Below are 24,320 nucleotides of genomic sequence, written 5' to 3' on the forward strand. Positions count from 1 at the left end.
ATATGACGCTTGCAAAGCCTTCCATAGCGGTGATCGCCACTGGCGGCACCATCGCCAGCAAGCGTGGGAAAGACGGAGCAAGCACACCGGTCCTGTCCGGTGAGGATCTGCTGGAATTCGTACCGGGCCTTGAAGCGGAGCTTCGCCCGGTCGACCTGATGGCGAAGGATTCTGCAAGCCTCACCCTTTCCGACATGCAGCGCATCAGCGATGCCGTCGGTTCCTGCCTCAAGGATGGCGACGTCGACGGCATCGTCGTCCTGCACGGAACGGATGCCATGGAAGAAACGGCGCTGCTGGTGCATCTGCAGCGCCGCATCAGCAAACCCGTGATTTTCACCGGAGCACAGTTTACCGCCGACCACCCGCAGGCGGATGGGCCGGAAAATCTCGCCACCGCCATTCGGCTTGCCTGCGATCCGGCCAATGCCGACAAAGGCGTCCTTATTGCCTTCGGTGGACGGATCGTACCGGCTTGGGGGGCATACAAGTTCAGCAGCGACAGCGCCGACGCCTTCCGCTCTGCACGTATGATCCCTATCCAGAGCCCGACGCTTCCCGCTCCTGTCGGTGACCGCCGGATCGACACGATTGCCATTTATCCCGGCTGCGATGCCCTCCACATAGAAGCGAGCATTGCAGCCGGTGCCAGCGGCATCGTTCTTGCAGCGCTCGGTTCGGGCAATACCACACCCTGCGTTGTCGAAGCTGTCCGCGAATGCTCGCGCCGCAATATTCCCGTTGCAGTTTCAAGCCGCGTACCGGAAGGCCTATTGACACCCGGCTATGGCGGCGGCGGCGGCGGATATGATCTTGGCGAAGCTGGAGCCATTCACGCACATACGCTTCGCCCGGGTCAGGCGCGCATCCTGCTTGCCGCATTGATCGCGAGTGGCAGCTCAAAGGATGCGATGGTTCACGCTTTCAGCGACGACCGATAAGCAGGTCAACCCGGAAACTGGCGGTAGCATTCTTCCGCCACCTGCCGCAGCCGTTCGCGCGAAATCTCGCCGCTTACTGCATAACCAAGATCGTTGTCGATCCAGTAGAATGTTTCGACACCATCGCTTGAAGCAAAACGGAAACTCGTATCGCGGTTATCCGGATTGCGACCGACGATCACCGAAAGCCGTTTTCCTGCCTCGTCCTCATACATGAAGAAGGCGCCCGCATTGCCGTCAACCGGCAACAGGCGCCCACCGACAAGCTGAAAGCCCAACGAGCGGAGATCGGGAACACGAAGGTCGGGTATGTCGAGCCGTTTGCCAAGCCATGTCGCAAGATGCGCCTCTTCGTTGGAAAAGACCTCAACCGGATGCCGTACTTCGCTGGCATAGATGAGATATGCCGCCTGCGACTGCTGTGGCAGAGTCTGCACGCTCGCCAATTGCGGCTCGGCTTCCGCAAACAGGCGCGCACCTGCAAAGCCGCCTGCGGCGCCGATCAACAAGGCCGCCAGAACCGCTGCGGCAACAGCGCTGCGATAGGTGCGCGACTGGCGTATCCCCGCTGAGCGGATCATTCCGGGATCGTCGTTCTTTGCCTCGGCATAACCGGAAAAGAGTTGCCTGATACCTTCGTTCTGTCTGCGCCATTCGGCAGCCAGCGCCGCCTGCTCGGGGTTGCTTTCAAGAAGCCCGGCAATGCGCGCATGTTCTGCTTCGGACAATTGCCCGTCGACAAAGCCGAGCAGTTCCGCTTCGGTTATGGGAGAATTGCGTTCTGTCATCGGTTTCTCCGAAGCGTTACAATATTCGAGCCGCTCATATGTTCGGCAACGCGATGTCTTGCCCGTGAAAGCCGCGACATGACCGTTCCGACAGGTATGCCCAGCATTTCCGCCGCCTCGCCATAGCTGTAGCCTTCGACGACGATGAGCATCAGCACCGCGCGGTTATCGTCCGGCAGGGTGTTGATCGCCTCTTCAAGCTGCTGCAGCTGGAACGGATCCGTCTCCGTCGCAGCGACACTGACATTTTCAGCGGCATCCAGCGTTTCATGTCGGGTCCGGGCGCGGCTTTTGTAGCCATTGCGATAGAGGTTGGTCATCATCGTGAGTATCCACCCACGCAGATTGAGGCCACGCCACTGGCCGCGCCGCGACAACGCCTTCGCCACGCAATCCTGCAAAAGGTCCTCGCCTTCGGCATCGGACTTGGCAAGGCTACGCGAATAACGCCGCATGACCGGCAGGAGGGCCAGAAGCTGGCCCTCGAAACTTTCGGGAGCGGGATGGCTCACATCGGCCTCATGGCTTTGCTGCGTGCCAGACTCCATTAACGCCGTCTCCGGTGACATCGCCGGGCTTCTTGTCCTTCACCCAGTAATAGAGCGGCATTCCGTCTTTCGCCCATTGCTCGCTGCCATCCTTGCGCTTGACCAGCGTATATGCGCCGGAAGCCTTTGCTCCCTTCATCGCCATGAAGGGCGGCCAGTTCTTCGCGCAAGTATCATAGCAGCTGGATTCACCCTTGCTATCCTTGTCGAAAGTGTAGAGCGTCATATCCTTGGCGCCTGCCAGCACCTGCCCCTTCGAGCTTTCCATCGTCTTGACGGATGGCGCGGCCAGCGCGGCTGACGCCGCCACGGTAGCGATTGCCAGTACGGACATAAAACCAAACGTTTTCATGATCTGCCTCACGGGGTTCCAATCGCGACATGCGATATGGAGATAAGACAATCGACGACCGCGATTTATTCCCGAAGCCGCAAATATTTTTCCGTTCCTGCATCTGAGTGCCATCAAACCCATTGATTAGCAGGTTCTAAACATTATATATAGCTACACATATAATAGATAGCTATACAATGTCTCAGTCAAAACATGATCTCGAAGCGGCTTTCACGATGGAGCTTTCCACGGCCGCGCGCAAAATGCGTAACCTGTTCGATTCCCGCGTCCGGGAACGCGGGCTGACGCTGGCACGTGCCCGCATACTCCTGCTTCTCGCCCAGCAGCGCGACTGGAATCAGCGCGAGCTGGCAGATGCTCTGGAAATCGAGCACCCTTCCGTGGTGCGCCTTCTGGATGGGCTTGAAAAGCAGGGGTTGATCTATCGCGCCGCGGTTGAAAGCGATCGCCGCGCGAAACGTATCGAGCTGACGGGTGAAGCGCAGGCGCAGGTGCGCGAGCTGCAGGAAATCACCCGCAACATTCGGTCGGAGCTCTTGCAAAAGTTCGATCAGAAGTCACTTGAAACTGCCCTTACTGTTCTTCAGGAAATCAGCCAAACGGTGGAAACGACACTCGCGGGGAAAGACCGCTAGAACCATGTCGGAAGAAGACAACGATCAGCAAGGACAACAGGCTTCCCCGGCAAGCCAACCGGCTGCAACGCCTGCCGTTCCGCATATGCCGGTTTACATGTCCGCTATCTACATCGCCGCGTCTGTCCTCATGTGGTCGACGCGCGGTCTCAGCATGTATTTCATCTCGGCCAACACGCAGCAGATACAGGGATCACTCGGCGCAACGCTGACGGAAACCTCGTGGCTTATCGCAGCCTATATGGCTCCCTATGCCAGCCTGACGATCCTTCTCATCAAGATACGCACCCAGTTCGGTCTGCGCCGCTTTGCGGAAATCGCGATTGCCGTTTTCCTGATTTCTTCCCTGCTGCATCTGCTTGTCTATGATATCTGGTCGGCGATCCCGATCCGCTTCATTGCGGGCGCTGCTGCGGCGCCGATCTCGACCATCGGCTTTCTTTACATGCTCGAAGCCTTTCCGCCCGCCAAGAAAATGACTTGGGGCCTCAGCCTTGCGCTCACCTGTTCGGCTGCAGCAGGCCCACTGGCGCGTGTAATCTCACCGCTACTTTTCGATATCGGCCAATGGCAGCAGCTCTATATGGTCGAAATCGGCCTGTCGCTCGCAGCCTTCGCCGTGGTCTATATTTTGCCGATGACACAAGCGCCGCGTGCAAAAGTGTTGCACTGGCTGGATTTCGTCGCTTACGGACTGATTGCCATCGGCTTTGGGCTTCTCGCGGTCGTACTGGTTCAGGGCAAGAACTATTGGTGGTTCGAAGCCCCCTGGATCGGCATATGTCTGGCGATCTCAATCGCTGTTCTTGCCTGCGCTGCCGCAATCGAACTCAACCGCGAGCAGCCGCTGATGAACCTGCATTGGCTGTTCCAACCGGAAATCCTGCGCTTCACGCTGATCCTCTTCATATTCCGCATCGTGCTTGCCGAGCAGACAACCGGTGCGGTCGGCCTCTTTCAGGCATTCGGCCTGCAGGACGGCCAGAGCCGTGGCCTTTATCTCGTCATTCTCGCTGCATCCTTGGCGGGGGGCATTACCTGCGGCATGTGGATGAAGCTTGAACGCGTATCGTTCATCTTCGGGCTGGCGCTGGTCTTCATCGCGGTCGGTGCCTTTCTGGACAGCCATGCCACAAACCTGACCCGCCCGCACAACGCCTATCTCAGTCAGGGCCTGATAGCCTTCGGCGGCGCTCTGTTCCTGCCCCCGGCCATGCTTGCCGGCATCACCAAGGCGCTGAAACAAGGACCGACCTACATGACGAGTTTCATCGTCATCTTCCTGTTCACGCAGAACATCGGCGGTCTTATCGGCTCTGCCGTGTTCAGCACATTCATCGCGATCCGCGAAAAGTATCATTCCGCCTATCTGGTAGAGCAACTGGTCATGTCCAACCCCGTTGTCGCCCAGCGCGTTCAGGCGCTCTCCGGCACCTATGCAAAGGTTCTGGCTGATCAGGGACTGACGAAGGCCGAAGGGCTGGCGCTTCTCGGACAACAGGTCACCAAGGAAGCGACGGTGCTGTCCTATAACGATGCTTTTCTCGCAATCTCCGTCATTGCGGGCCTCTCACTCGTTTGCCTGATCGCCTATCGCTTCTATGAAAACATGCACACCCACCATAACGCTACGGTGGCTGGTTAAATCGACGAGTATTTGAAAATGTCAGTTGGAAAACAGTATATTCGCGGCGGCCTCGCCCTCATCATCGGCCTTGCAGGCGTTCTGATGGTGCTGTGGGCGTGGCAGTTGCCGCCTTTCAAACACACCGTCGAGACAACCGATAACGCCTATGTCCGTGGACAGGTGACGGTTATCAGTCCGCAGGTCGCCGGTTATGTCACCAAGGTCAATGTCAACGACTATCAAACAGTAAAACAGGGCGACCTACTGTTTGAGATCGACAGCCGCAGCTATCAGCAGAAGCTGGATCAGGCGCTGGCCGCACTCAACAGCAAGAAGGCAGCCCTGGCCAATTCAGAACAGAGCCAGCGTTCGGCTGAAGCGACGATCCAGTCGCGGCAGGCACAGATTTCCGGCGCCAAGGCAGCACTTGAGGTGGCCGAAGCCAATGCAAAGCGCGTCGAGGCTTTGCTGCCGCGCGGTGTGACCACGCAAAGTTCTGCCGATACGGCTCACGGCACCCTGCTTCAGGCGCAGGCCTCCGTCGAGGAAGCTCAGGCAGCGCTGGCCGTCGCACAACAGGACCTGCAGTCCATCATCGTCAATCGCGACAGCCTCAATGCCGATATCGCCAATGCGGAAGCAACCGTTGAACTGGCGCGGATCGACCTGCAGAACACCCATATCATTGCACCGCGTGACGGCACACTCGGCGAAGTGGGCGTGCGTCTCGGTCAATATGTGACAGCGGGAACGCAGCTCGTCTCCGTCGTACCGAAGATCAAATGGGTAATGGCGAATTTCAAGGAAACTCAGCTCTACGGCATGAAGATTGGCCAGCCGGTCACATTCACCGTCGATGCGCTGCGTCACGCAGAGCTGAAGGGGCACATCGAAGCCTTCGCGCCTGCTGCCGGTTCCGAATTCAGCGTCATCAAATCCGACAACGCGACCGGCAACTTCACCAAGATCACGCAGCGCCTTTCCGTTCGCATCGCAATCGATGAAGATCAGCCGGATGCGGCACATCTGGCGCCCGGCATGTCGGTGGTCGTCCGTGTCGACACCAATGCAGAGCCAGTTACAAACTAAAACAACCGCAGCTTACGGGCATGAAAAGCCTCGGCGTAGGTCTCAGGTGCACGGCATTCCATGCCGCGTAGCCGGGCAAGCCCGCGAAAGGTTTCCGCGTCAAACCAGTCCTTCGAGCGCTGCGTGCCGAAGTGTTTCATCAACAGGTCGATCTTGCGATCCATGATCGCAGCCGGTAGCGCCGAATAGGCGTTGGGCTGGCCCAGATCGCCATCCCATTTCGGGATTTCATATTCAAGGATCACCTGATCCCGAAACAGGTTCCATGTCAGCTCGTTGACCGTGCGGTGGTCCTGATGCGCATCGCCATGGCGATGAGTAAAGACCATATCCGGCTGCCCTCGCCCGCGCTGTTCGATCAGCCATTGCTTGATCTCACGGCTTTGCGCCGGGAAATAGCTATCCTCGAACGAGGCAAGATGAATGTTGAAACGGTCTATCCCGCGCAGAAAATCGCGCGCGGAAGCCTCTGCCTCCGCGCGCCTTTCCTCGTTTCCCGACAAAACACACCACTCCACATGCAATGGCGTGCCGCTCTCGATCAGGCTCAGAAGCGTGCCGCCGCAACCAATTTCGATATCGTCGGAATGCGCGCCCAGACAAAGCAACTGCAGCGGACGGCTCTGATTTGCGAGCGAGCGCAGATCGATCATAGCGCTATCGCGACATTGGTAGCGCGTCGTTCGGCCTCTTCCGCCTTGTGCCTCTTCCAGGGCATGTCGCCCTTTTCGACCATGTCCTCAAGCGTCTGCCAGTCGCGCAGCGTATCCATCGAGCGCCAGAAGCCCTCATATTTATAGGCCATCAGCTGGTTTTCGGCGATCAGACGGCCGAATGGCTCAAGCACCAGTTCCTCGCCTTCGCGCATATAGTCGAAGATTTCCTTGCGGAAGAGGAAGTAACCGCCATTGATCCAGATATCGGAGGTGTTCGACGTCCGGAAAGCCCGCACGTCGCCGCCTTCGGCAATATCAGCAAGATGATAGGTCAGCGGCGGGCGGACGGCGAGGAAACAGGCAATCTTGCCGCTGGCACGGAAACGTTCCGTCATGTCGTCGAGATCGACATCACTGAGCCCGTCACTGTAATTGGCAAGGAACATATCCTCATTCGCCACATGCGACCGCGCACTCCAGAGCCTCTCGCCGATATTGCGCCAGATCCCCGTATCGAGCAGCGTCACGCTCCAGTCACGATCCACTTCCTCAAGCAATTGCACATTGCGCCCGCCATCGGAAACCACACAGTCCGCGAAGGTCTGCGGGCGGATCGTCAGGAAGAAATCCTTCACGACATTGGCCTTGTAGCCCAGGCACAGAACGAACTCGTTGTGCCCGTAGTCGCTGTAATATTCCATAACGTGATGCAGGATCGGCTGATGGCCGAGCGGAATCATCGGCTTCGGGATGTTCTCCGAATATTCGCGGATTCTGGTTCCAAGACCGCCGCAGAACAGAACGACTTTCATGACTTACCGCTCCTCTGTGAGTAGTGCCGGGTCAATCAACGTGACGTGTGGGATCGGAATGATGAACTTTGCACCCCATTCGACCACGTGCTGCATCTGCCGGATGATCTCGTCCTTGAAGTTCCACGGCAGGATGAGGATGTAATCGGGCCGGTATTTGTCGATCGCCGACACATCGTAGATCGGAATGTGCATGCCTGGCGTGAAACGCCCGTGCTTGTACGGATTGCGATCGACTGTGAAATCCAGGAAATCCGTGCCAATGCCGCAATAGTTCAGAAGCGTATTGCCCTTGCCCGGCGCGCCATAACCGCAGATGCGCTTGCCGGCATTCTTGGCTGCAATCAGGAAGGACAGGAGATCGCGCTTGGTGCGCCGGGTCTTTTCGGCAAACTGCTCATAGGTCGAAATCTCGTTGAGGCCGAAACTCTCTTCGCGCTTCAGAAGGGCGGCCACACGCGGTCCTGCCTTCCGCTTGCTGCTGTTATGCGCAAGATACACCCGGAGCGACCCGCCATGGGTTGACAGTTCCTCCACGTCGATGACCTTCAGGTGATGGCGGTGCGCCATGTACCGGATCGTCAGCAACGAGAAATACGAGAAATGCTCGTGATAGATCGTGTCGAACTGGTTTTGTTCGATAAGATTGGCGAGATGCGGAAACTCCAGCGTAATCACGCCTTCCGGCTTCAGCAACAGCTGCAGACCGCGCACAAAGTCATTGAGATCAGGGACTTGCGCCAGAACGTTGTTACCGATCAGGAGGTCGGCCTTGCGTCCTGTGCCGACCAGTTCGGCAGCGAGCGTCGAACCAAAGAAATCCACGCGCGTCGGCACGCCCTTGGCAATGGCCGTTTCTGCCACATTGGCCGCCGGTTCGATGCCGAGGATCGGGATGCCCTTCGGCAGGAAATGCTGCAGGAGATAACCGTCATTGCTGGCAATCTCGACCACGAAGCTGTTTTCGTTCAGTCCCAACCGCTCGGTTATCTCGTCGCAATAGGTCTTCGCATGGCTGACCCAGCTGGTGGCGAAAGACGAGAAATAGGCATATTCAGTGAAAATCTCGGCAGGCGAGAAATACTCCTTCAACTGCACCAGATAACAATGATCGCAGACAAGCGCGTAGAGCGGGTAGTAAGGCTCCATGCGGTCGAGGCGATCCGCCGTAATGAAGCTTTCGCAAGGCGGCGACATCCCAAGATCAACAAAGGTGTGTTTGAGTAGTTTACCGCACAGGCGACAGCCGGTCTGCTCTTGCGCCATGCTCGTGCTCCGCGAAATATCCGGCGTCTGGATGGTCATACGTCGTTCCTCGCCTCAACGAACCTTCGGACTGGTCCGTTACGGGTTGATGGGGTTGAACTCCGATCCACGTCGGATAATCAAAACTACTAAGCGGCCTAAAAATTGCCGAGACTGTCATCAGGGGCGAGCCGTACATACGATCGGGCGCAACATTCACCGGACGGACTACGAGGAGTAGGTACCCGATCTTCACCCTATGGCGACGTGGGCGTAGGCACCTACCTCATTCGGACAGGTTGGCCTCGCCCGGAAGGCTATTTGGATGCATCGAAGAAACTTCTATCGCCCGATAATCCCGCTGTCAGAATGCGCATGTATGGAAATCGGAGCAAAACATGCGTTTCACTTCGCTCAACATCGATGGCGCCTGGTCTATCGAGCCGGAAAGGCTTGAGGACGAGCGCGGCTGGTTCGCGCGGGTCTATTGCGAAGCCGCCTTCGCGGAGCGACAGATGGAAACACATTTTCCGCAGCACAGCCTGTCTTTCTCACGCGAAGAAGGAACATTGCGCGGCCTTCACTACCAGAACGAGCCACATTCGGAGACCAAACTCGTCACCTGCCTGCAGGGCGTCATCTGGGATGTTCTGGTCGATCTGCGCCCGCATTCACCCACCTACAGGCGCTGGGCCGGCGTGGAACTATCCGCCGAAAACGGCGTCCAGCTCTACATCCCCGAAGGCTGCGCACATGGCTTCCAGACCCTGACATCTGACGTCCTCGTGCGCTACATGATCTCGAAGCCCTATGCACCTGATTATGCGACAGGCTTACGCTATGACGACCCGTCGCTCGGCATACCATGGCCGAACAGGCCCAGCGTCATTTCCGATAAGGATCTGGCCTGGCCGCTGCTTTAGCTCTCCACCAACAAGCCTGCATCGCGGAGCCGGTCTGCGGCATCGGCAAGGGTTGCGAATGGCAGTTTCGCACGTTCTGCCATATCGAGAATGGAGTGCTCGCCATCCGCCAGATTGAGCACCCACAGCAGCGCCATGGCGTTTTGCGCGGCGCGACTGTCTCCGCCCATGTTTCCATAAAGGCCACGCCGCCCGAGCTGCGGCTCCCCCTTTGGCGACGTGTTCAGCGGAAGCCAGTTTCGCTCAGCAATTTCAACAGCCTGCAAGACCATGTTGAACGATTGCTCAAGATAGTCCGGTTTGATGAAATCGAGATTGTCGGCTGATGTGTGATATTCCGGAAAGGTGGCATAAAGACTGCGCTGGAACATACCGACTGGCAGGTTGAATCCCGGAGAACAGAACTGGCGCTCATCATAGCCATAGGGCCAGAAATCATGAAGCGTCGCATTGGTACACTCGGCAAGAACATGGCCCATGATGCGATCAATCTCCGCATCACTGCGACGGCTGCGCTTGTAATTCGGCCCGCCAGCATCGCCGACGCAAGACAGGACCAGCCCGTGCCGGACCAGCCCCAGTTGCTCTTCATTCTGCTTTAGCCATGCAAGAGCGCCGAAAGTCGCCGGGCCGAAAAGCAGCCGATAGGTCAGGCGCGTGCGCTGTGATTGCAGCACTTCGCCAAGACGCGCCAGCAGCGCCAGCCCGGAACAATTGTCGTTGGCCAGCGACGGGTGGCAAAGATGAGCCGACAGGATGAACGTCTCGTCGGTTTCCCCCCGGTGAATGAACTCGCCGAAGGTCAGAAAACCGTCGCGGCGCTCCGCATCGATCACGACATCATAGTCGCCGTCCTGCATCGACAGAAACCCGTTATGCGTCATGCAGAAGCCCCAGCCCTCCGCATGGTAACAGGTGCGATAGGGAATGAGGTCCGGCTGGTCGGGCAGTGTATGAATATGCTCCTTCAACGCGCTGAGCGGTATTCGCGCCCGTACAGGCACGCTGAAATTCACCACATGCAGATTATGCCGGGCAAAGTCGACAATACGCCTGCCGTTCATATCCGCGATATAGGCCTCACGGATGATCCATTCCTGCGGCGCTTTCCAATCATAAAGCGGAGTGCCGGTTGGAACCTGATGAACCGTCAGCGGCAGATGGTCCCCGATGATGGCAAGCGTTTCACGCACGCCATCACCGGCGAGACTGCGGCAGACTGGATAGAGGCGGGCAGCAAGATCGTAGATGGCCATCCCGTTCGACAACGGCGGAATGGCAATTTCAATGCCCCTGTGCCCTGCCCCCGTATCCATCACGCCGTTGCCCGAAGCGGTTGCGGTTCATCGTCGGCGCGCCGCAGATCGGCATCCAAGACCCCTTCCGCAATCAGCTTGCGAATATGCGCGATGCGCTGGAAGCGCGGGCCCTCAAACTCCTCAAGTGTCAGCGTCGAGCGGCTATAGGCGGCAAGCAGTTCGCGTGTACCAGCAACGGCATCCCATTCCGGTTTTGCCTCTGGCAGCACCCGCGCCAGCTTTTCAAAACTGACGCGATAGGAACGCGTATCCGGTCCGGCATCATCCGCATATTCAATACGGCAATCGGGAACATTGTCGGCGACAATGCCCGCAATGTCGCGGATGCGGTAGTTATGCTCCGTCGAACCGACATTGAAAGCTTCGTTCCAGACTTTTTCGCGCGGTGCTTCCATAGCCGCCATGAAGGCGCGGGAAATATCGCGGATATGCACGATGGGTCGCCATGGCGTGCCATCCGATTTGAGATAGATCAGCCCCTTCGTCACCGCCCATGCCACGAGATTGTTGAGCACTATGTCGAAGCGCAGGAAAGGCGAAACACCGTAAGCCGTTGCTGGACGCAGATAGACCGGGCAGAAGCTTGCATCCGCCAGTTCCCGGATCTCCTGTTCCGCCCGCACCTTGGACCGGCCATAGGCCGTTACCGGTTTCAACTCTCCAGTTTCGTCGATCAAATCAGCATCGCTGATGCCGTAATTGCTACAGGATGATGCAAACAGAAAACGCCCGACACCTGCCCGTTTGGCCGCTTTCGCCACGGCGACACTTGCCCGGTGATTGATGTCGTAGGTCAATTCCTCATTGAGATTACCCAGCGGATCATTGGAGAGTGCGGCTAGATGAATGACCGCGTCAAACCCCTCCAGATCGCGCGGCGACACATCGCGCACGTCCTTTCGGATGGTCGGCACGTTCATAACGGCACCGCCTTCTTCAAAGAGGCAATGTTCGTAAAGGCCGATGTCATAGCCGGACACTTCATGCCCCGCATTCATGAGGACCGGTACCATGACCGATCCGATATAGCCCTGATTGCCCGTAACCAGTACTTTCATGTCCGACTCCTCAAGCTTTGATAAATGCATGTTAGCCAGAGAGGACAGGAGCGACGACTTGACCGAAGGCATGCCCGATTAGGACAAGCGTTTATGAAAAGCGTGAAAGGACGTATCGCCTACCTCTTTTGGATGGGTCGCAGACGCTCGTTGCTGCCGATCAGCAGAAGCCAATCGGTTCCGCCGCCGGAATTTTGCACCTGCTTTGGCGTGTAGGTGGCAATCGGCCCCTCCACCCTCGGCTGGCCTGCATCGGCAAACTTGCCGGAAACAGGGTCATACCAGACGGCCTTCCGGCCATCTTTCACGACATTTTTCTGTACCTTGAAATCGTTGGCGTCCCCGTAGACCACCGACAAAGTGCCATCAGGTAGTGATACGGCATAGCTTTTCGCGCTGACCAGAACAGCTCCTTCGCCATCTGGTTTAAGTTGCGGCCAGGGCAGTTTGTCGAAGAGCCTCTTCAACGCCGTCATCGACTGCGCGCCGGGGCTGTCGAGCGCTTCCTGCCAGCTGCGATCAGCAGTGAAAACACCCGGCCCGGTAAAATGCCAGATGGGATTATTGCCAAAGAACTGTCCGGCAGCACCGGCAAGCAAAGCACCATAGGCGTTGCGCCGGATCATTTGCGCGGTCGTCTCCCGCTCGAACTCATAGCCCCCCTCTAGCAAAATGACGGGCATTTTGTTCGGTTTGCGCCGCTCAGAAACCGTGGCATGCACATCGTCATAGGTATAAACCGTATCGAAACTCAGCCAGGACTGATCGGCCCAGAGTTCCGCCGTATTCGTCTTGCGGCCAGAGTGCACCGTCTGGAGGGCGTCTGGATCAACGCGCGCTATACCCTCGGCCATTTCAGAGACAAGCCGCTGATCCGGCGCATTAAAATCACCGCCCAAGACCCAGACTATATTATGAAATTCCTTAAATCGTTGGGCGATCGTCTCGCCATAGACGCGCATTTTCTGGGGACCGGCAACCTCAGCCTTCGAGAACCAACCCTGACTGTTACCGTTCACGCCCAGATAGGCGGGAGCCAGAAAAACAACTATCCCCAATTGCTCCGCCCGCCCGATCACCCAAGCGGCGTGGTCAAAATATTTCGGGTTGAGATCGCCAAAGGCATCGCCCTTGAACGGTTTTTCACCATAGGCATTGGCGGGTGGATCACGGGAGAAATAGTGTTCGACAAGATTGACCAGAATGGCGTTGAAACCGCGCTTCCGGCGATCCTGCAGATAGATCTCGACATCCTCGCGCTTCAGTTCGGCGATCAGCGACCAGGCAGTATCGCCCTGCAGCAAAAACGGCTTACCCGTCGCATCCTCGAAAATGCGCCGATCCTGGCTGATCTTGATCGGGAACGAAGCAGCTGCATCGGACGATCCTGCTGCCATTAACAGCAGGATCGTGGCGATAATGGCGACTACAAAACGCTTCATCGCATCGTCGGCGGATAGGTCGGCGCTTCATTGAAGCGGCGATAGACCACCTGTGAAGGACGTCCGGTCAGATAAGAGCTTACACCGTCGTTCAACGCCCGGACGTAAACGTCGAGCGCACCGTCGATGGCATCCACCGTGCGCGCAATGTCGGTGTCACTGTGCGTATAGCTCACCACCAGCGATGGCATCAGAACGCCGCGCCGGATTGTCTCCTGAAGGAACAAAGTGCGAAATTCCTGCGACGGCTGCCCTTGCTCGTCGAGCGTTCCATAGGCAAGGCAGCACGGACGCCCGAACAGGCGAACATGGTTCTGCAGGCCGTGACTGGCAATCGTTACATTCACACCCTCTGCCAGTTTGGAACCTTGCTCATAGAGCCTTTCGATCACCGGTTCGTCGCGATAGATCGTCATCGTGGCAATCGCCGCAGCCATGGCATGGGTTTCAGCGCCATGGGTGGTCGAAAGCAGGAACACACGTGGATGGTCGGTCTGGGTCAGACCACCAAGCTGCATATATTCCGCCTTACCTGCCAGCGCCGATATTGCAAAACCGTTGCCCAGCGCCTTGCCGAAACAGGACAGGTCCGGCTCGACATCATAAAGCTTCTGCGCGCCGCGCATATGCCAGCGGAAGCCGGTAATCATCTCGTCCAGAATGAACAAGGCTCCGTTTTCATGGGCGATGCGCTTTGCTTCCTGCAGGAAGTTGTTTTGCGGCTCGTCAGCCTTTGCAGGTTCGAGGATAATGGCCGCGATACGCCCCGGATAATCCTCAAACAGTGCTTCAACGCTTGCAATATCGTTGTAACGGAAAGTTGCCGTCAAAGCCGAAACCGAAGCTGGAATGCCTGCATTCATCTTCGTCGTTCCAATGAACCAGTCATCGGTCGAGAAAAATGGATGATCGGCACAACAGGCAATCATGTCACGTCCGGTATAGGCACGCGCCAATCGCACCGCGCCGGAGGTCGCATCCGAACCGTCCTTGCAGAATTTCACCATCTCGGCGCCATCGATCAGCTCCAGAAAACTTTCCGCGCATTCGACTTCGATGGCACTTGGGCGCGTAAAATTACATCCGTCCTGCAAGGCGTCGCGCACGGCGCGCACGACGGGCGGGTAGGCATGGCCAAGCCCGACCGCACGATTGCCCATGCCATATTCGATATATTCGTGGCCATCGACGTCGAAGACATGCGAACCGGACCCGCGCTGGATGAACCCGGGCGCGAGTACCGGATACTGGTCGTCACCCTTGGCATAGGTGTGACAGCCGCCCGGAATGAGCGCGTGCGCCTTGCTGGCGAGCAACTGAGAATTGCGGAACTGCGATGTGAAAAGGTTCATGCCCCTTCTCCTTTCTTATTCACAGATCATGCTGCCGACCATCTCGTATGCAGGCGCTCGCGCACCTGACGCAGCCAGTTCTTTACCGGTTTTGGCAAGCGACTGCGCAAACTGGAATGAAGTGCGTTCGGCATCGACCATTGCGAAAGCGCCAGTGGTGGCGCAATGGCTGGGCGATCCTCCGCGAGATGTTCGAGAAGACCGGCATAGGCTCGACCAGCAATATCGTTGTCGAAGACCGTTTCCACTTTCTGCTGGGCGGCGGCTGCCATGCCGGCAAGTAGCTCTCGGTCGCGTGCAAGCCGGTTTATATGACGCGCAGCCTGACGGAAATCGCCGACGGGAAACAAGAGCCCGTCCTCGCCATCGGTGACAATCGTATCAGTCACACCAGCGATCTTCGAGACGACCGCCGGGCATCCCTGGCTCATCGCTTCAATGAGCGTCAGGCCGAAACCTTCAAAGCGTGACGGCATGATCATGACGTCATGCTGGTTCACCAGCCAGGGAACATCGGCAGGCGCAACCCAGCCACTAAAACTCACCTTGTCGCCGAAAGGCGCAAGACGATGCCGCAGCTGTTCCAGATCGGGACCATTACCGGCGACCGTCAGGTGATAGGAGCAATCGAGCTCGCGCAGAATATTCGGCAGCCAGAAAATGCCCTTCGAGTTGTCTTCCATCCGCCCCAGATAAAGCAGGCGAAGCGGGCCGGACTCATCCGGCTTTTGAACATTGCGCGACAAGTGAATGTCCCGGTTCAGTCCATGCGGGATGACAAGCGTGCGCGACGCATCGAAACCATGCTGGCGCACGAGATCGTCACGGCAGCGTTTTGAAACGCCGACAGTTGCGTGAACATGATCGCGGATTGCCCGCGCCGCCGCGTAGGTGCCGGGTGTGATATTGTGCACGATCATGATGCGCAGAATATCGGCGGGCAGATAGCGCGCCAGATTGGTTTCGAAACGGTTCGCAAGAACATTGACGAAAACGGCGTCGAAATGGTTTTCGCGCAGGAAGCTGATCATATGCCTTGCGCGGGTTTCTTCATCCAGCACACCCATGCGGTCGATGGCATCGCCCTTGCGAAGCGCATCATCAAGGCCCTGCCCTGTCGGCACATTGACCGTATCGCCAGCAGCGCCTGCAGCAAGCCAGCGAAGCTCTATGCCCGACTGGGCAAGCGAGGCGCGCAGACGCGTGAAAACCGAATAGGTCCCGCCTATGTGAGGACGGACAAAGTAAGCACATTTCATGGCCAGAACCTTGTTGCCACAGAAACACCTCAGGGGAGACAAGACTTCGAGGGAACAACTCCCTCGAAGCCTTACTCCGGTATATCGGGGGGCAATGGATATACCGCTGGCCAGTGTATCGAAATTGCTCTGCCACGCATTTCGGCTATGAGGGGTACACCCCATCCTACAATAGAGTATGGTGTTCACCCTTCTGCCAGTTTTCCTGCAGGTCGGTCTGGCCTAAGCTTGTCGGTGCAGCGGGAGACACGCGCATGAGAATAGGACTTTTCGGGCAGTTTGGTTCCGGCAATACCGGCAATGACGGTTCGCTGGAAGCCATGTTGCAACTCTTGAAGCGTAACTGTCCCGACGCCCAGCTTGTCTGCATCTGCTCCAAACCCGATATCGTTGCGCAGACATTCGATCTTTCGGCTCATCCGGTCTCCCAGCCCGATCCATCCAACTGGCTGCTCCGGGCAGCCAACAAAGCGATGCTGCATTTTCCCCGACGAACAGTTGGTTTCAGTTGCGCGCTTCTGCTTGCTTCTCAGCTCGATCTCATCATTGTGCCGGGTACGGGCATACTGGATGACTTCAACGAGAACCCCTTTGGCTGGCCTTTTGCAGTACTGCGTTGGTCGCTGGCGGCCAGACTGACCGGCACGCGCATGATCTTCGTGTCGATCGGCGCCGGACCGGTCGATCATCGATGGAGCAGGTTCTTCATCCGTCAGGCTGCAATGCTGGCGTCTTTTCGTTCCTATAGAGATCAGATCTCTCATGACTTCATGAAACAGCTGGGCGTAAAACCCGCTCAGGATTTCGTCAGTGCTGATATCGCCTTTGCATTGCCAACGGTTCCAGATCAGAACCGGGATAGCCCGGAACAATGTGTGGGCATCGGCGTGATGACTTATCGCGGGTGGAAAAAGATGGAGAAGGATGGCGATGCCATCTACAGGGACTATGTCTCCAAAGTGACGACACTGGTGAACAGGCTTCTGGCCAGTGGGCGTCAGGTGCGTCTGCTGATCGGAGACAAGGGCGACATAGAGGCGGCCCGCGATATACTGGAGCAGCTCGCTCCGGCGGAAGCGAACAAAGTCGCATTTGAACCATCCGCTTCCCTGCACGAACTCATGCAACAGATCGCCAGAATCGACGTCGTTATCGCAAGCCGCTACCATAACATCGTCTGCGCGCTGGCCATGGGACGCCCCACAATCTCCACGGCTTATGCGAGCAAAAATGACGCTTTGTTGCACGATACCGGACTGGCGGCATTCTGCCACCGGATTGACAGTTTTGATCCTGAAACAATCCTCTCCCAGGTCGACTTTGCTTTCGAGCATCGAACGATTTTGACCACGCAGGTGAAAGCCGGTGTGGAGCGCTATCGCAGCCGGCTGGCACGACAGGAAGAGCTTCTTCACACCACATTTCTCGACAATGTCAGGAGTACGGCTGATCCAGCCGTTCAGTCACTACGACCGAACTAGTACGTGTTTGGAAATGCCCTATCTTTTTTACACGCACCTTGATCCGAACATCGTTTCGGATTTCTCGGGATGCGTTCTAGGCGCCACGTCCGCTTCGCCACGCGGAACGCTTCAACAGATAGTCGAAGGGGGGTATGACAGCGAGCAAGGGCTCCCGCTTCAGCGCGAATGCCATCAGCGAACCCGCCACTTTCGGCCTCCGCGCCAGATTGGAGATCGCTGACCAATAAGCCCGTTTGGTAAGGCAATCCTGAACCATTGCAAACAGACGGTGTTGATGCGGCAAGCTGGCACCTTCATGATCGAAGAAGGACCGGAATCCAGCCTCGAACTCGCGGTTCCAGGACAGAATACCATTCACCGTCGCCGACCGGTTCTGGGGATGCGACCGCGCAAAAGCCTGTATCTGGCCGGTAGAGGCGACGGAACCGCGTGTGGCGATGCGAAGCCACATTTCGAGATCGTCAGTATGGGAAAGCGACGTGCGGTAATATCCCATCTGTTTCTGGATCGCAGTCCTCACAACCGCTGTCGGGCCTGTAACCGGGTTAAACGCATGCCTGCAGGCAAACTCAATGAATTCTTCCCCGGACCATATCCGCCACTCGTCCGAAGCGGGGGACGTGGCACCAGTCACGCGAGCTTCGCCATCGTCGGCTTTTATCCGGCCCGTCGCGCCATGCGCGAGATGAACGTCGTCGCGTTGCGACAGCATTCTTGTCGCCCTCTCCAGAGCTCCTTTCGCCAGCAGATCATCCGAACACAGGATCAGGAAATATTCCGATGCGGCCCAGTCTATGCCCTCGTTGAACGAAGCATGCGGCCCCAGATTTTTCTGACGGAGCAGCAGCTGGACACGGCTGTCGTCGGCCGCAAGGCTCTTTGCAACCTCGACGCTATTATCTGTCGAGGCATTGTCGATGATGAGCAGACGGACATTGACGCCTGATTGCTGCAAGGCGCTGTTGGCGCAGGCGGAAAGATAGCGACCATAGTTGAAGTTGGGAATAACAACGTCGATTGTCGGCTGTTCCAATTTGCATTTGTCCATGACAGGCCGTCCTATTCTGCAGGGGTCGACGCCGATCGGGGCATAAGCCGCGCCCGAAGCTTTCCGAAAAGCCAGCTCAGCGATGGCTCGACCTCGGCAGCGAAGGGATGGCGCACCACAAATAGCGCGCCCAGCCAACTCACCACCGCGATGAGGCCCATCACGACGCCTCTGGTCCAGGGGATTTCCAGCGAAAAACCATCAGCGGCAACCATTGCAAGCGGTATGGCCAGCGCAATCAGAGTCACAAGACCGCTTTTCAGCAATTCGCGACCAAGCACGGCATAGGAAAAGGCCACGTGCCTGCGCACGAAAACGATGGCTATGACCATCTGTATGGGCAAGCTGATGAACTGACCCAGCGCGACGGCAAGCAGCCCATAAAATGCAGCTGTGCCTATAACGGTGAGTGCGAGCAGCCGCGAAATGAGATTGGACAGGAAAGCTTCGCGGTTTTCACCCAATGCCATCAGCAAGGGATAGGTCAGAATCGCAGGAAACCAGAAGAGGCAGGCAAGGCTGAGGATCGCCACTATGGGCACGCATTCAGTCCAGTCGGGGCCGAGAACGATGTGCACTGCCGGATAGGCGAGCAGCGCCAGCAATGCCTGTGCCGGCCAGTAGGCGACGGTAATATAGGACAAGGCGCGGATGTATGACTGGCTGATATCCGCTCCGGCACGAACTTGCGCCGAAAGCATCGGGAACGCCACGGTGAAGACGGCTGAAAGGATGATGCGATCCGGCAGACCGCTCAAAGTGTCGGCACGGTTGTAAATGCCAACTGCCGATATGGGCATGAAACGCCCGAGCAATAGTTGCGGAAGCGTCATGCAGATCTTGTTCAGACCAGCATTGCCTCCAAGATAAATCCCGAACCGCCAGGCCGTGTCGAAACTGGCCAATGACGGGCGGAACAGATTCTTCAAAGGGTGGATCGAGACAGCCAGCCCCGTTGTTATCAACGCGCTTGCCAGCAGTCCGAAGGCAAAACACATATGCCCGAAACCGCTGAAGGCCATGGCAATGGTTACCAATGCGCCCAGACCGGCCCCGGCGGTGCGGATGCGCGCCAATGTTCCGAAGGCCATGTCGCGCTTCAGCAATGCGACAATCGGTAAGGACAGGCTTTCGACCAGCGCGGCCACAATCGTGATGCTGAGAAAAAGCTTCAACTTCGGATCGTTATAGGATTCGGCGAAGTATCCGAGTGCAAAATACAGGATCAGCGACAGCAGAACCGTTACACCCATCAGAAAAGTAAGCGAAGTCCGGATGTCCTGATCGCGTACCTTGTCGATCTTTATCAAAAATTCGGGACTGGCGAATTCGCGCAGCGAAAACACGACTGCCGTAAGGCTCAAGCCTATCACACCCATTCCGGTTTCGGCTGGCCCCAGAACACGTGACACCGCAGCCACCGTCACAAAGTTGAAGAGCAGCCCTGCATATTGTTCGAGCGCCGCCATGAGGAAACCCCTGCGACTGCCATTCATGATCCGCTCCAACAGGTATTCTCTGGCACCGCCAGCGTTTTCTGCATCATCGTTTCATCCCCCATTCATGACAGCGCGGGCAAAAGCGTCCGCAGGCGCAATTTTCCAATCCTCGCTCAGAATAATCCTTTGCCACAGGCACGAAATGTCGCCCTTGGTGTTAGCACCTGACCTGAAAGGAGTATGCGGCACGCTCTAAAGCCAAGTCGTGGATAGCAGTGTCAGTGCGTAAAAATTTCCGGAGTTTGATCTTTTGCACGCGCCTCGGAGGAGACATGACGAGTCTTTCCTGGATCACGCTTCTGGCCTTCGCTCTTTCCGTCGCTTTCTGCCTCGGCTTTCGGGGGCTGGCACGCGAATGGCATCTCATCGACATACCTGATGCCCGCAAGAGGCATGACGGGAATGTCCCGCTTTGCGGGGGCATTGCCATTTTCCTCTCGTTTTCCGCAGCCACGTTTCTGGCGTTTGGCGTTTCAGGACATGCCAATGCCATGGCCTTGCTGCCAGGGCTTGTGCTCATCCTCGTCGCCGGTGTTCTCGATGACCGTTTCAACCTGCCTGTCGCGCCGCGCCTTGCAATCCAGTTGCTCGCAGCCTTCCTGATAATTGCTATCACCGGGGTGACGCAGACCTATCTCGGGCTTGCTTCCGACGGCATCGAAACTGCCGCCACGTCCACTCCGGAAATGCTTATACAGGTGCTGACCGGACCGCTTTTCCTGATTATCGCGCTTGCTTTCATTGTCGGCCTTGTCAATGCGGTCAATATGAGTGACGGCGTGGACGGACTGGCAGGGTCGGCGAGTGCTGCCGCATTCTTCTGGCTGGCCGTCATCGGCTTCGGGATCGGCGAACATCGCCTCGGGCTTCAGGCGCTCGCCCTTGCTGCTGCCTGCCTCGGCTTTCTGGTCTTCAACATGCGGCATCGCTGGCGCGCACGAGCAAGCCTTTTCCTTGGCGATGGCGGCAGCACATTTCTCGGTGCAGCCCTTGCCGGATTTATCCTCATCCTTGCAAGCGGAACCGCCGCCGTCGCCTTTCCCGTCCTGATCTGGATCGTGATCGTGCCAGTCATTGATACGCTGAGCCTGATCGTGCGCCGCATGTCTGTACGCAGAAGCCCGTTCTCGCCGGACCGGCAGCATCTGCATCATCTGCTGATGGATGCGGGCCTTTCCTGCGGGCAAACAGCCGTAGCGGTCATGGCGCTCAATCTTCTGGCGGGAGCCATCGCCTACATCGCCATCCGGTTCGACATACCCGTCTGGCCGATGCTTCTGGCGCTGGCGATCCCTGCCGCAGCACACACGCTCTTCGTGCTGCGCATGACCAGAGGCGCACGTCCGATCGTTACCGCTTCGATGGCCGAGGCCAACCCGACCACCAAACCGAACATCACTTATCCAGGGGCAACTTCATGACTGTGTCCGTCCTCATCAGAACGCTTAACGAGGAAGTCAATCTACCTGCATGCCTCGCCTCACTCGACTGGTGCGACGATATCGTGGTGCTCGATTCATTCAGCACTGATCGTACCGTGGAAATCGCCAAAGCAGCGGGCGCGCGCGTCTATCAGCGCGTCTATGACACCGAGGACCGCCAGCGCATGTACGGGCTGACGGAAATCGAGTTCAAACATCTTTGGGTCTATACACCCGACGCGGACGAAATCACACCGCCGGACCTGCGAGATGAAATACTGTCGGTCACCGCTGATCCCGACCGACCGGAAGTGTTTTTCCGGCTTCGCTACAAGAACATGTTCATGGGGCGCTGGATACGCCATGCAAGCCTCTATCCGACATGGATCACCCGGCTGGTCAGGCCGGATCGCGTACGCTTCGAGCGTTCGATCCATGCACGCGCAACCGGAGGTCCGAGCGGCCAGTTACAGGCGCATTTCATCCATTACAGCTTCAACAAGGGGCTCGCCGCCTGGTACGACAAACACAATCTCTATTCCACCGTTGAAGCGGATTTGTCGGCAGCGCGGCTTCTTGAGCGGCGCGTCGATTGGGGTGGCCTCCTGTCGGGCAATCCGGAACGGCGTCGGCGCGCCATGAAATCCCTGTCCTACAATTTGCCGTGTCGGCCGACCTTGCGCTTCTTCTACATGTATGTGCTGCGCGGTGGTTTCCTCGACGGCAAGCCCGGCTATCTCTATTGCCGCTTGCTTTCGGCTTACGAGTTCATGATCGTGATCAAGATGGAAGAGCAACGCCAGCGCCAATCGGCGCTTCTGGCTGAATCTTCATCAGTCAGACGCCCTTTGGAAACCGAAGCACCAGAACGGCGTATGGTATGATGCTGCCCATTATTCTGCCCTGTGCCGTTTTGTTCGGACTGGTCGCCATGTTCTTCTCGGAACCTGTTCTGACCTTGCAGGATGATGGCGGCAGAGCTGATGTGATCGTCGTACCCGGCGGAGACGGACCACCCCGCGCGGCGGAGGCCGCACGTCTCTGGAAGGAAGGCCGCTCACCGGTGATCCTTGTTACCGGCGACGGGGATTGTCTCTCCAACAAACGGATCATGGTGCGCAAAGGCGTGACACCATCGGCGATTTTTGTGGAATGCCAATCGGGCAGCACCTGGCAGAATGCCCGATTTTCCGCGCCCCTCATGCGCGAAATACAGGCCAGAAGTGCGCTGATCGTGACCAACTGGTATCACTCGCGCCGCGCCATAGCGAGCTTTCGCGCCGCCTGCCCCCAGATGCGTTTCATCTCGTCTCCCATCGGCGGCGATGACGGTCGGCCCGGTTTTCCGACAACACCCACGGACATGGAACTCGTCGTCAAGGAATATGTGAAACTTGGCTGGTATCTGATTTCAGGCCGCATCTTCCCACACGACCTTTCCACGGACGAACCGGCACCCGATCTTTCGGATGTATGCGCTGATGCGGGGGTTACGCAATGAACCTCTCACTCACCTGGATTTTCGTCGGTTGCGTCCTCTGCCTTCTGGCTGGCGGTCTCTTCTCCAGACCGGAACGCATGTATCAGTTTCCGTTTCTTGCAGGGGTGATGACCTTCGGCTTCCTGCTGCCGCAGCTTCCCGCCCTCGTATATGATCAGTTTCTGCCTTCCGGCGCTTACGCCAAGACGATGATCATGGGCATTCTGTCGTTCGCAATGCTGATGCTTGGATGGCGTCTGACGAGAAAGCCGATTCAGTTTCTCAGCATGAGTTTCAGCGAACGCAGACTGCTCTGGGCTGCAGCCGGATTGTCGGCTTTCGGCGCTGTCTTCTATTTCCTCCTTAGCCGCCTTCCAGGAGACGTCTCCATCGGCGTACAAATGACTGGTATGCCGGTGGTGTACCTCTTCTTTGCACAGCTCATGCCCTATGGCCTGGCCATCGCCGTCCTGTGTTTCGCACGGCGGCCGTCATGGTTTGCCATCGCGATCATCCTGTTCGATCTGGTTTTCTATCTGGACCGTATTCTGGTCACAGGAAAACGCGCAGAGACCATCCAGCTGGTCCTCATGTTCCTTCTCGCCTTCTGGTTCTACCGACGGATTGTCGTACCTCGAACAATCATGGCAATCAGCATTCTGGCTGGCACATTTCTGATGACCAGTATGGGCGATTATCGACAGGTAACCCGTGCGGATGCGAGCTTTGTTCTCGATGAGATTCTGGAGATCGACTATGCCGCCAATTTTCGCGCTACCCTTGACCGTGGTGGTCCGGAAATGCGCAATGCCGTGCAACGTATTGATGAAATTGATCGGCGGCTCGAGTTTGATTACGGCAAATATCACTGGAACCGTATCGTCTTTACATTCGTTCCGGCGCAACTTGTGGGTAGTCGCATCAAGGAAGCGCTCTATCTCGATGTCCCGGAACCCAGCCGCGATTACAACCCTCTGACAGGCTCGACCGAAACGGGATTGGTCGATGCGTTCTTGTCATTCTGGTATTTCGGAGCCCTGAAATTCCTGTTGCTTGCCTGGGCCATGCGCAGACTTTGGGAAACGGCAATGGCAGGCGAGATGCTCGGACAATTGGTGTATATGCTTTCCATTGTTCCGGCCATGCACTCAATTTCTCATCACACGGATTGGGTCGTGCCTGTCTGGATTCACATGGCATTGTTCCTCATTCCCGTTCTGTCGTTCTGCGTAATCCGCAATCGATCAATCCAGCTCCCGCTTCCGCCATCACAAAGTGGCGCGATCAGCATTGCGGGGGCCAGGTTTCAGGAAGGATGGTCATCATGACCGTGACGTCA

General features: G+C 57.2%; 23 protein-coding genes. 10 read left to right on the forward strand and 13 right to left on the reverse strand.

Annotated elements, in window-relative coordinates:
• Positions 1–2: 2 nt before the first annotated feature.
• Positions 3–941, forward strand: coding sequence for an asparaginase (locus AC1RHM_RS14525; protein WP_010658597.1), 939 nt, complete (start codon positions 3–5; stop codon positions 939–941).
• A 5-nt stretch (positions 942–946) separates the two neighbouring features.
• Here the strand turns inward: AC1RHM_RS14525 and AC1RHM_RS14530 are convergent, their stop codons facing one another.
• From AC1RHM_RS14530 to AC1RHM_RS14540, 3 genes are read right to left on the reverse strand one after another with little or no spacing between them, the layout of a single operon-like run.
• Positions 947–1,729 (reverse strand): anti-sigma factor family protein, encoded by a 783-nt coding sequence (locus tag AC1RHM_RS14530; protein ID WP_010658596.1) that lies wholly within the window; start codon positions 1,727–1,729, stop codon positions 947–949.
• The gene (locus AC1RHM_RS14535) at positions 1,726–2,277 is read right to left on the reverse strand and encodes an RNA polymerase sigma factor (RefSeq protein WP_010658595.1); all 552 of its coding nucleotides are present in this window, start codon (positions 2,275–2,277) and stop codon (positions 1,726–1,728) included. Before AC1RHM_RS14535 ends, AC1RHM_RS14530 begins: the two co-directional genes overlap by 4 nt.
• Positions 2,249–2,629 carry a COG4315 family predicted lipoprotein gene (locus AC1RHM_RS14540; protein ID WP_012092824.1) on the reverse strand — a complete coding sequence of 127 codons (381 nt, stop codon included), beginning with the start codon at positions 2,627–2,629 and terminating at the stop codon, positions 2,249–2,251. Before AC1RHM_RS14540 ends, AC1RHM_RS14535 begins: the two co-directional genes overlap by 29 nt.
• A 179-nt stretch (positions 2,630–2,808) precedes the next feature.
• Between AC1RHM_RS14540 and AC1RHM_RS14545 the strand changes: the two genes are divergently transcribed.
• From AC1RHM_RS14545 to AC1RHM_RS14555, 3 genes are read left to right on the forward strand one after another with little or no spacing between them, the layout of a single operon-like run.
• Positions 2,809–3,267, forward strand: coding sequence for a MarR family winged helix-turn-helix transcriptional regulator (locus AC1RHM_RS14545; RefSeq protein WP_010658593.1), 459 nt, complete (start codon positions 2,809–2,811; stop codon positions 3,265–3,267).
• 4 nt (positions 3,268–3,271) lie between these two features.
• Entirely contained in the window at positions 3,272–4,912 is a 1,641-nt protein-coding gene (locus tag AC1RHM_RS14550; RefSeq protein WP_010658592.1) for an MFS transporter, read from the forward strand.
• A gap of 18 nt (positions 4,913–4,930) precedes the next feature.
• Positions 4,931–5,983 carry an HlyD family secretion protein gene (locus tag AC1RHM_RS14555; RefSeq protein WP_010658591.1) on the forward strand — a complete coding sequence of 351 codons (1,053 nt, stop codon included), beginning with the start codon at positions 4,931–4,933 and terminating at the stop codon, positions 5,981–5,983.
• On the opposite strand, the gene AC1RHM_RS14560 is transcribed toward AC1RHM_RS14555, so the two are convergent.
• From AC1RHM_RS14560 to AC1RHM_RS14570, 3 genes are read right to left on the reverse strand one after another with little or no spacing between them, the layout of a single operon-like run.
• Positions 5,980–6,636 carry a PIG-L deacetylase family protein gene (locus AC1RHM_RS14560; protein WP_010658590.1) on the reverse strand — a complete coding sequence of 219 codons (657 nt, stop codon included), beginning with the start codon at positions 6,634–6,636 and terminating at the stop codon, positions 5,980–5,982. The genes AC1RHM_RS14555 and AC1RHM_RS14560 overlap by 4 nt on opposite strands.
• The gene (locus tag AC1RHM_RS14565) at positions 6,633–7,451 is read right to left on the reverse strand and encodes a sugar phosphate nucleotidyltransferase (protein WP_010658589.1); all 819 of its coding nucleotides are present in this window, start codon (positions 7,449–7,451) and stop codon (positions 6,633–6,635) included. The genes AC1RHM_RS14560 and AC1RHM_RS14565 overlap by 4 nt, the downstream gene beginning before the upstream one ends.
• A gap of 3 nt (positions 7,452–7,454) precedes the next feature.
• Positions 7,455–8,756, reverse strand: coding sequence for a class I SAM-dependent methyltransferase (locus tag AC1RHM_RS14570; RefSeq protein ID WP_010658588.1), 1,302 nt, complete (start codon positions 8,754–8,756; stop codon positions 7,455–7,457).
• Between the two features lie 338 nt (positions 8,757–9,094).
• Between AC1RHM_RS14570 and rfbC the strand changes: the two genes are divergently transcribed.
• Positions 9,095–9,619, forward strand: coding sequence for a dTDP-4-dehydrorhamnose 3,5-epimerase (gene rfbC / locus AC1RHM_RS14575; protein WP_010658587.1), 525 nt, complete (start codon positions 9,095–9,097; stop codon positions 9,617–9,619).
• On the opposite strand, the gene AC1RHM_RS14580 is transcribed toward rfbC, so the two are convergent.
• The 5 genes from AC1RHM_RS14580 to AC1RHM_RS14600 form a co-directional block, all read right to left on the reverse strand.
• On the reverse strand, positions 9,616–10,935 hold the full coding sequence (locus AC1RHM_RS14580) for a DUF4910 domain-containing protein (protein WP_010658586.1): 1,320 nt from the start codon (positions 10,933–10,935) through the stop codon (positions 9,616–9,618). The genes rfbC and AC1RHM_RS14580 overlap by 4 nt on opposite strands.
• Complete coding sequence (locus tag AC1RHM_RS14585; protein ID WP_010658585.1) at positions 10,935–11,996, reverse strand: NAD-dependent epimerase/dehydratase family protein; 1,062 nt, start codon at positions 11,994–11,996, stop codon at positions 10,935–10,937. Before AC1RHM_RS14585 ends, AC1RHM_RS14580 begins: the two co-directional genes overlap by 1 nt.
• Before the next feature lie 119 nt (positions 11,997–12,115).
• The gene (locus AC1RHM_RS14590) at positions 12,116–13,438 is read right to left on the reverse strand and encodes a glycoside hydrolase family 140 protein (protein WP_010658584.1); all 1,323 of its coding nucleotides are present in this window, start codon (positions 13,436–13,438) and stop codon (positions 12,116–12,118) included.
• Positions 13,435–14,790, reverse strand: a complete 1,356-nt coding sequence (locus AC1RHM_RS14595) for a glutamate-1-semialdehyde 2,1-aminomutase (protein ID WP_010658583.1) — start codon at positions 14,788–14,790, stop codon at positions 13,435–13,437. The genes AC1RHM_RS14590 and AC1RHM_RS14595 overlap by 4 nt, the downstream gene beginning before the upstream one ends.
• A gap of 26 nt (positions 14,791–14,816) precedes the next feature.
• Positions 14,817–16,049, reverse strand: coding sequence for a glycosyltransferase family 4 protein (locus tag AC1RHM_RS14600; protein WP_010658582.1), 1,233 nt, complete (start codon positions 16,047–16,049; stop codon positions 14,817–14,819).
• A 254-nt stretch (positions 16,050–16,303) separates the two neighbouring features.
• Between AC1RHM_RS14600 and AC1RHM_RS14605 the strand changes: the two genes are divergently transcribed.
• A complete protein-coding gene (locus tag AC1RHM_RS14605) occupies positions 16,304–17,530 on the forward strand; it encodes a polysaccharide pyruvyl transferase family protein (protein WP_010658581.1) in 1,227 nt (408 codons plus the stop codon).
• Positions 17,531–17,606: 76 nt separating this feature from the next.
• Here AC1RHM_RS14605 and AC1RHM_RS14610 read toward each other — a convergent pair whose 3' ends face one another.
• Both AC1RHM_RS14610 and AC1RHM_RS14615 read right to left on the reverse strand, forming a co-directional pair.
• Positions 17,607–18,581 (reverse strand): glycosyltransferase family 2 protein, encoded by a 975-nt coding sequence (locus AC1RHM_RS14610; protein WP_010658580.1) that lies wholly within the window; start codon positions 18,579–18,581, stop codon positions 17,607–17,609.
• Positions 18,582–18,592: 11 nt separating this feature from the next.
• Entirely contained in the window at positions 18,593–20,077 is a 1,485-nt protein-coding gene (locus AC1RHM_RS14615) for an oligosaccharide flippase family protein (RefSeq protein WP_010658579.1), read from the reverse strand.
• 275 nt (positions 20,078–20,352) lie between these two features.
• On the opposite strand from AC1RHM_RS14615, the gene AC1RHM_RS14620 reads away from it, so the two are divergent.
• The 4 genes from AC1RHM_RS14620 to AC1RHM_RS14635 are packed head-to-tail and all read left to right on the forward strand — an operon-like array spanning position 20,353 to position 24,309.
• Positions 20,353–21,501, forward strand: a complete 1,149-nt coding sequence (locus AC1RHM_RS14620) for an MraY family glycosyltransferase (protein ID WP_010658578.1) — start codon at positions 20,353–20,355, stop codon at positions 21,499–21,501.
• Positions 21,498–22,385: a glycosyltransferase family 2 protein gene (locus AC1RHM_RS14625; protein ID WP_010658577.1), complete on the forward strand. Its 888-nt coding sequence runs from the start codon at positions 21,498–21,500 to the stop codon at positions 22,383–22,385. Before AC1RHM_RS14620 ends, AC1RHM_RS14625 begins: the two co-directional genes overlap by 4 nt.
• On the forward strand, positions 22,382–23,002 hold the full coding sequence (locus AC1RHM_RS14630; protein ID WP_010658576.1) for a YdcF family protein: 621 nt from the start codon (positions 22,382–22,384) through the stop codon (positions 23,000–23,002). Before AC1RHM_RS14625 ends, AC1RHM_RS14630 begins: the two co-directional genes overlap by 4 nt.
• Positions 22,999–24,309 (forward strand): hypothetical protein, encoded by a 1,311-nt coding sequence (locus AC1RHM_RS14635; protein WP_010658575.1) that lies wholly within the window; start codon positions 22,999–23,001, stop codon positions 24,307–24,309. Before AC1RHM_RS14630 ends, AC1RHM_RS14635 begins: the two co-directional genes overlap by 4 nt.
• Positions 24,310–24,320: the final 11 nt, after the last annotated feature.

The organism is Brucella sp. GW823-FHT04E01, from assembly GCF_058796175.1.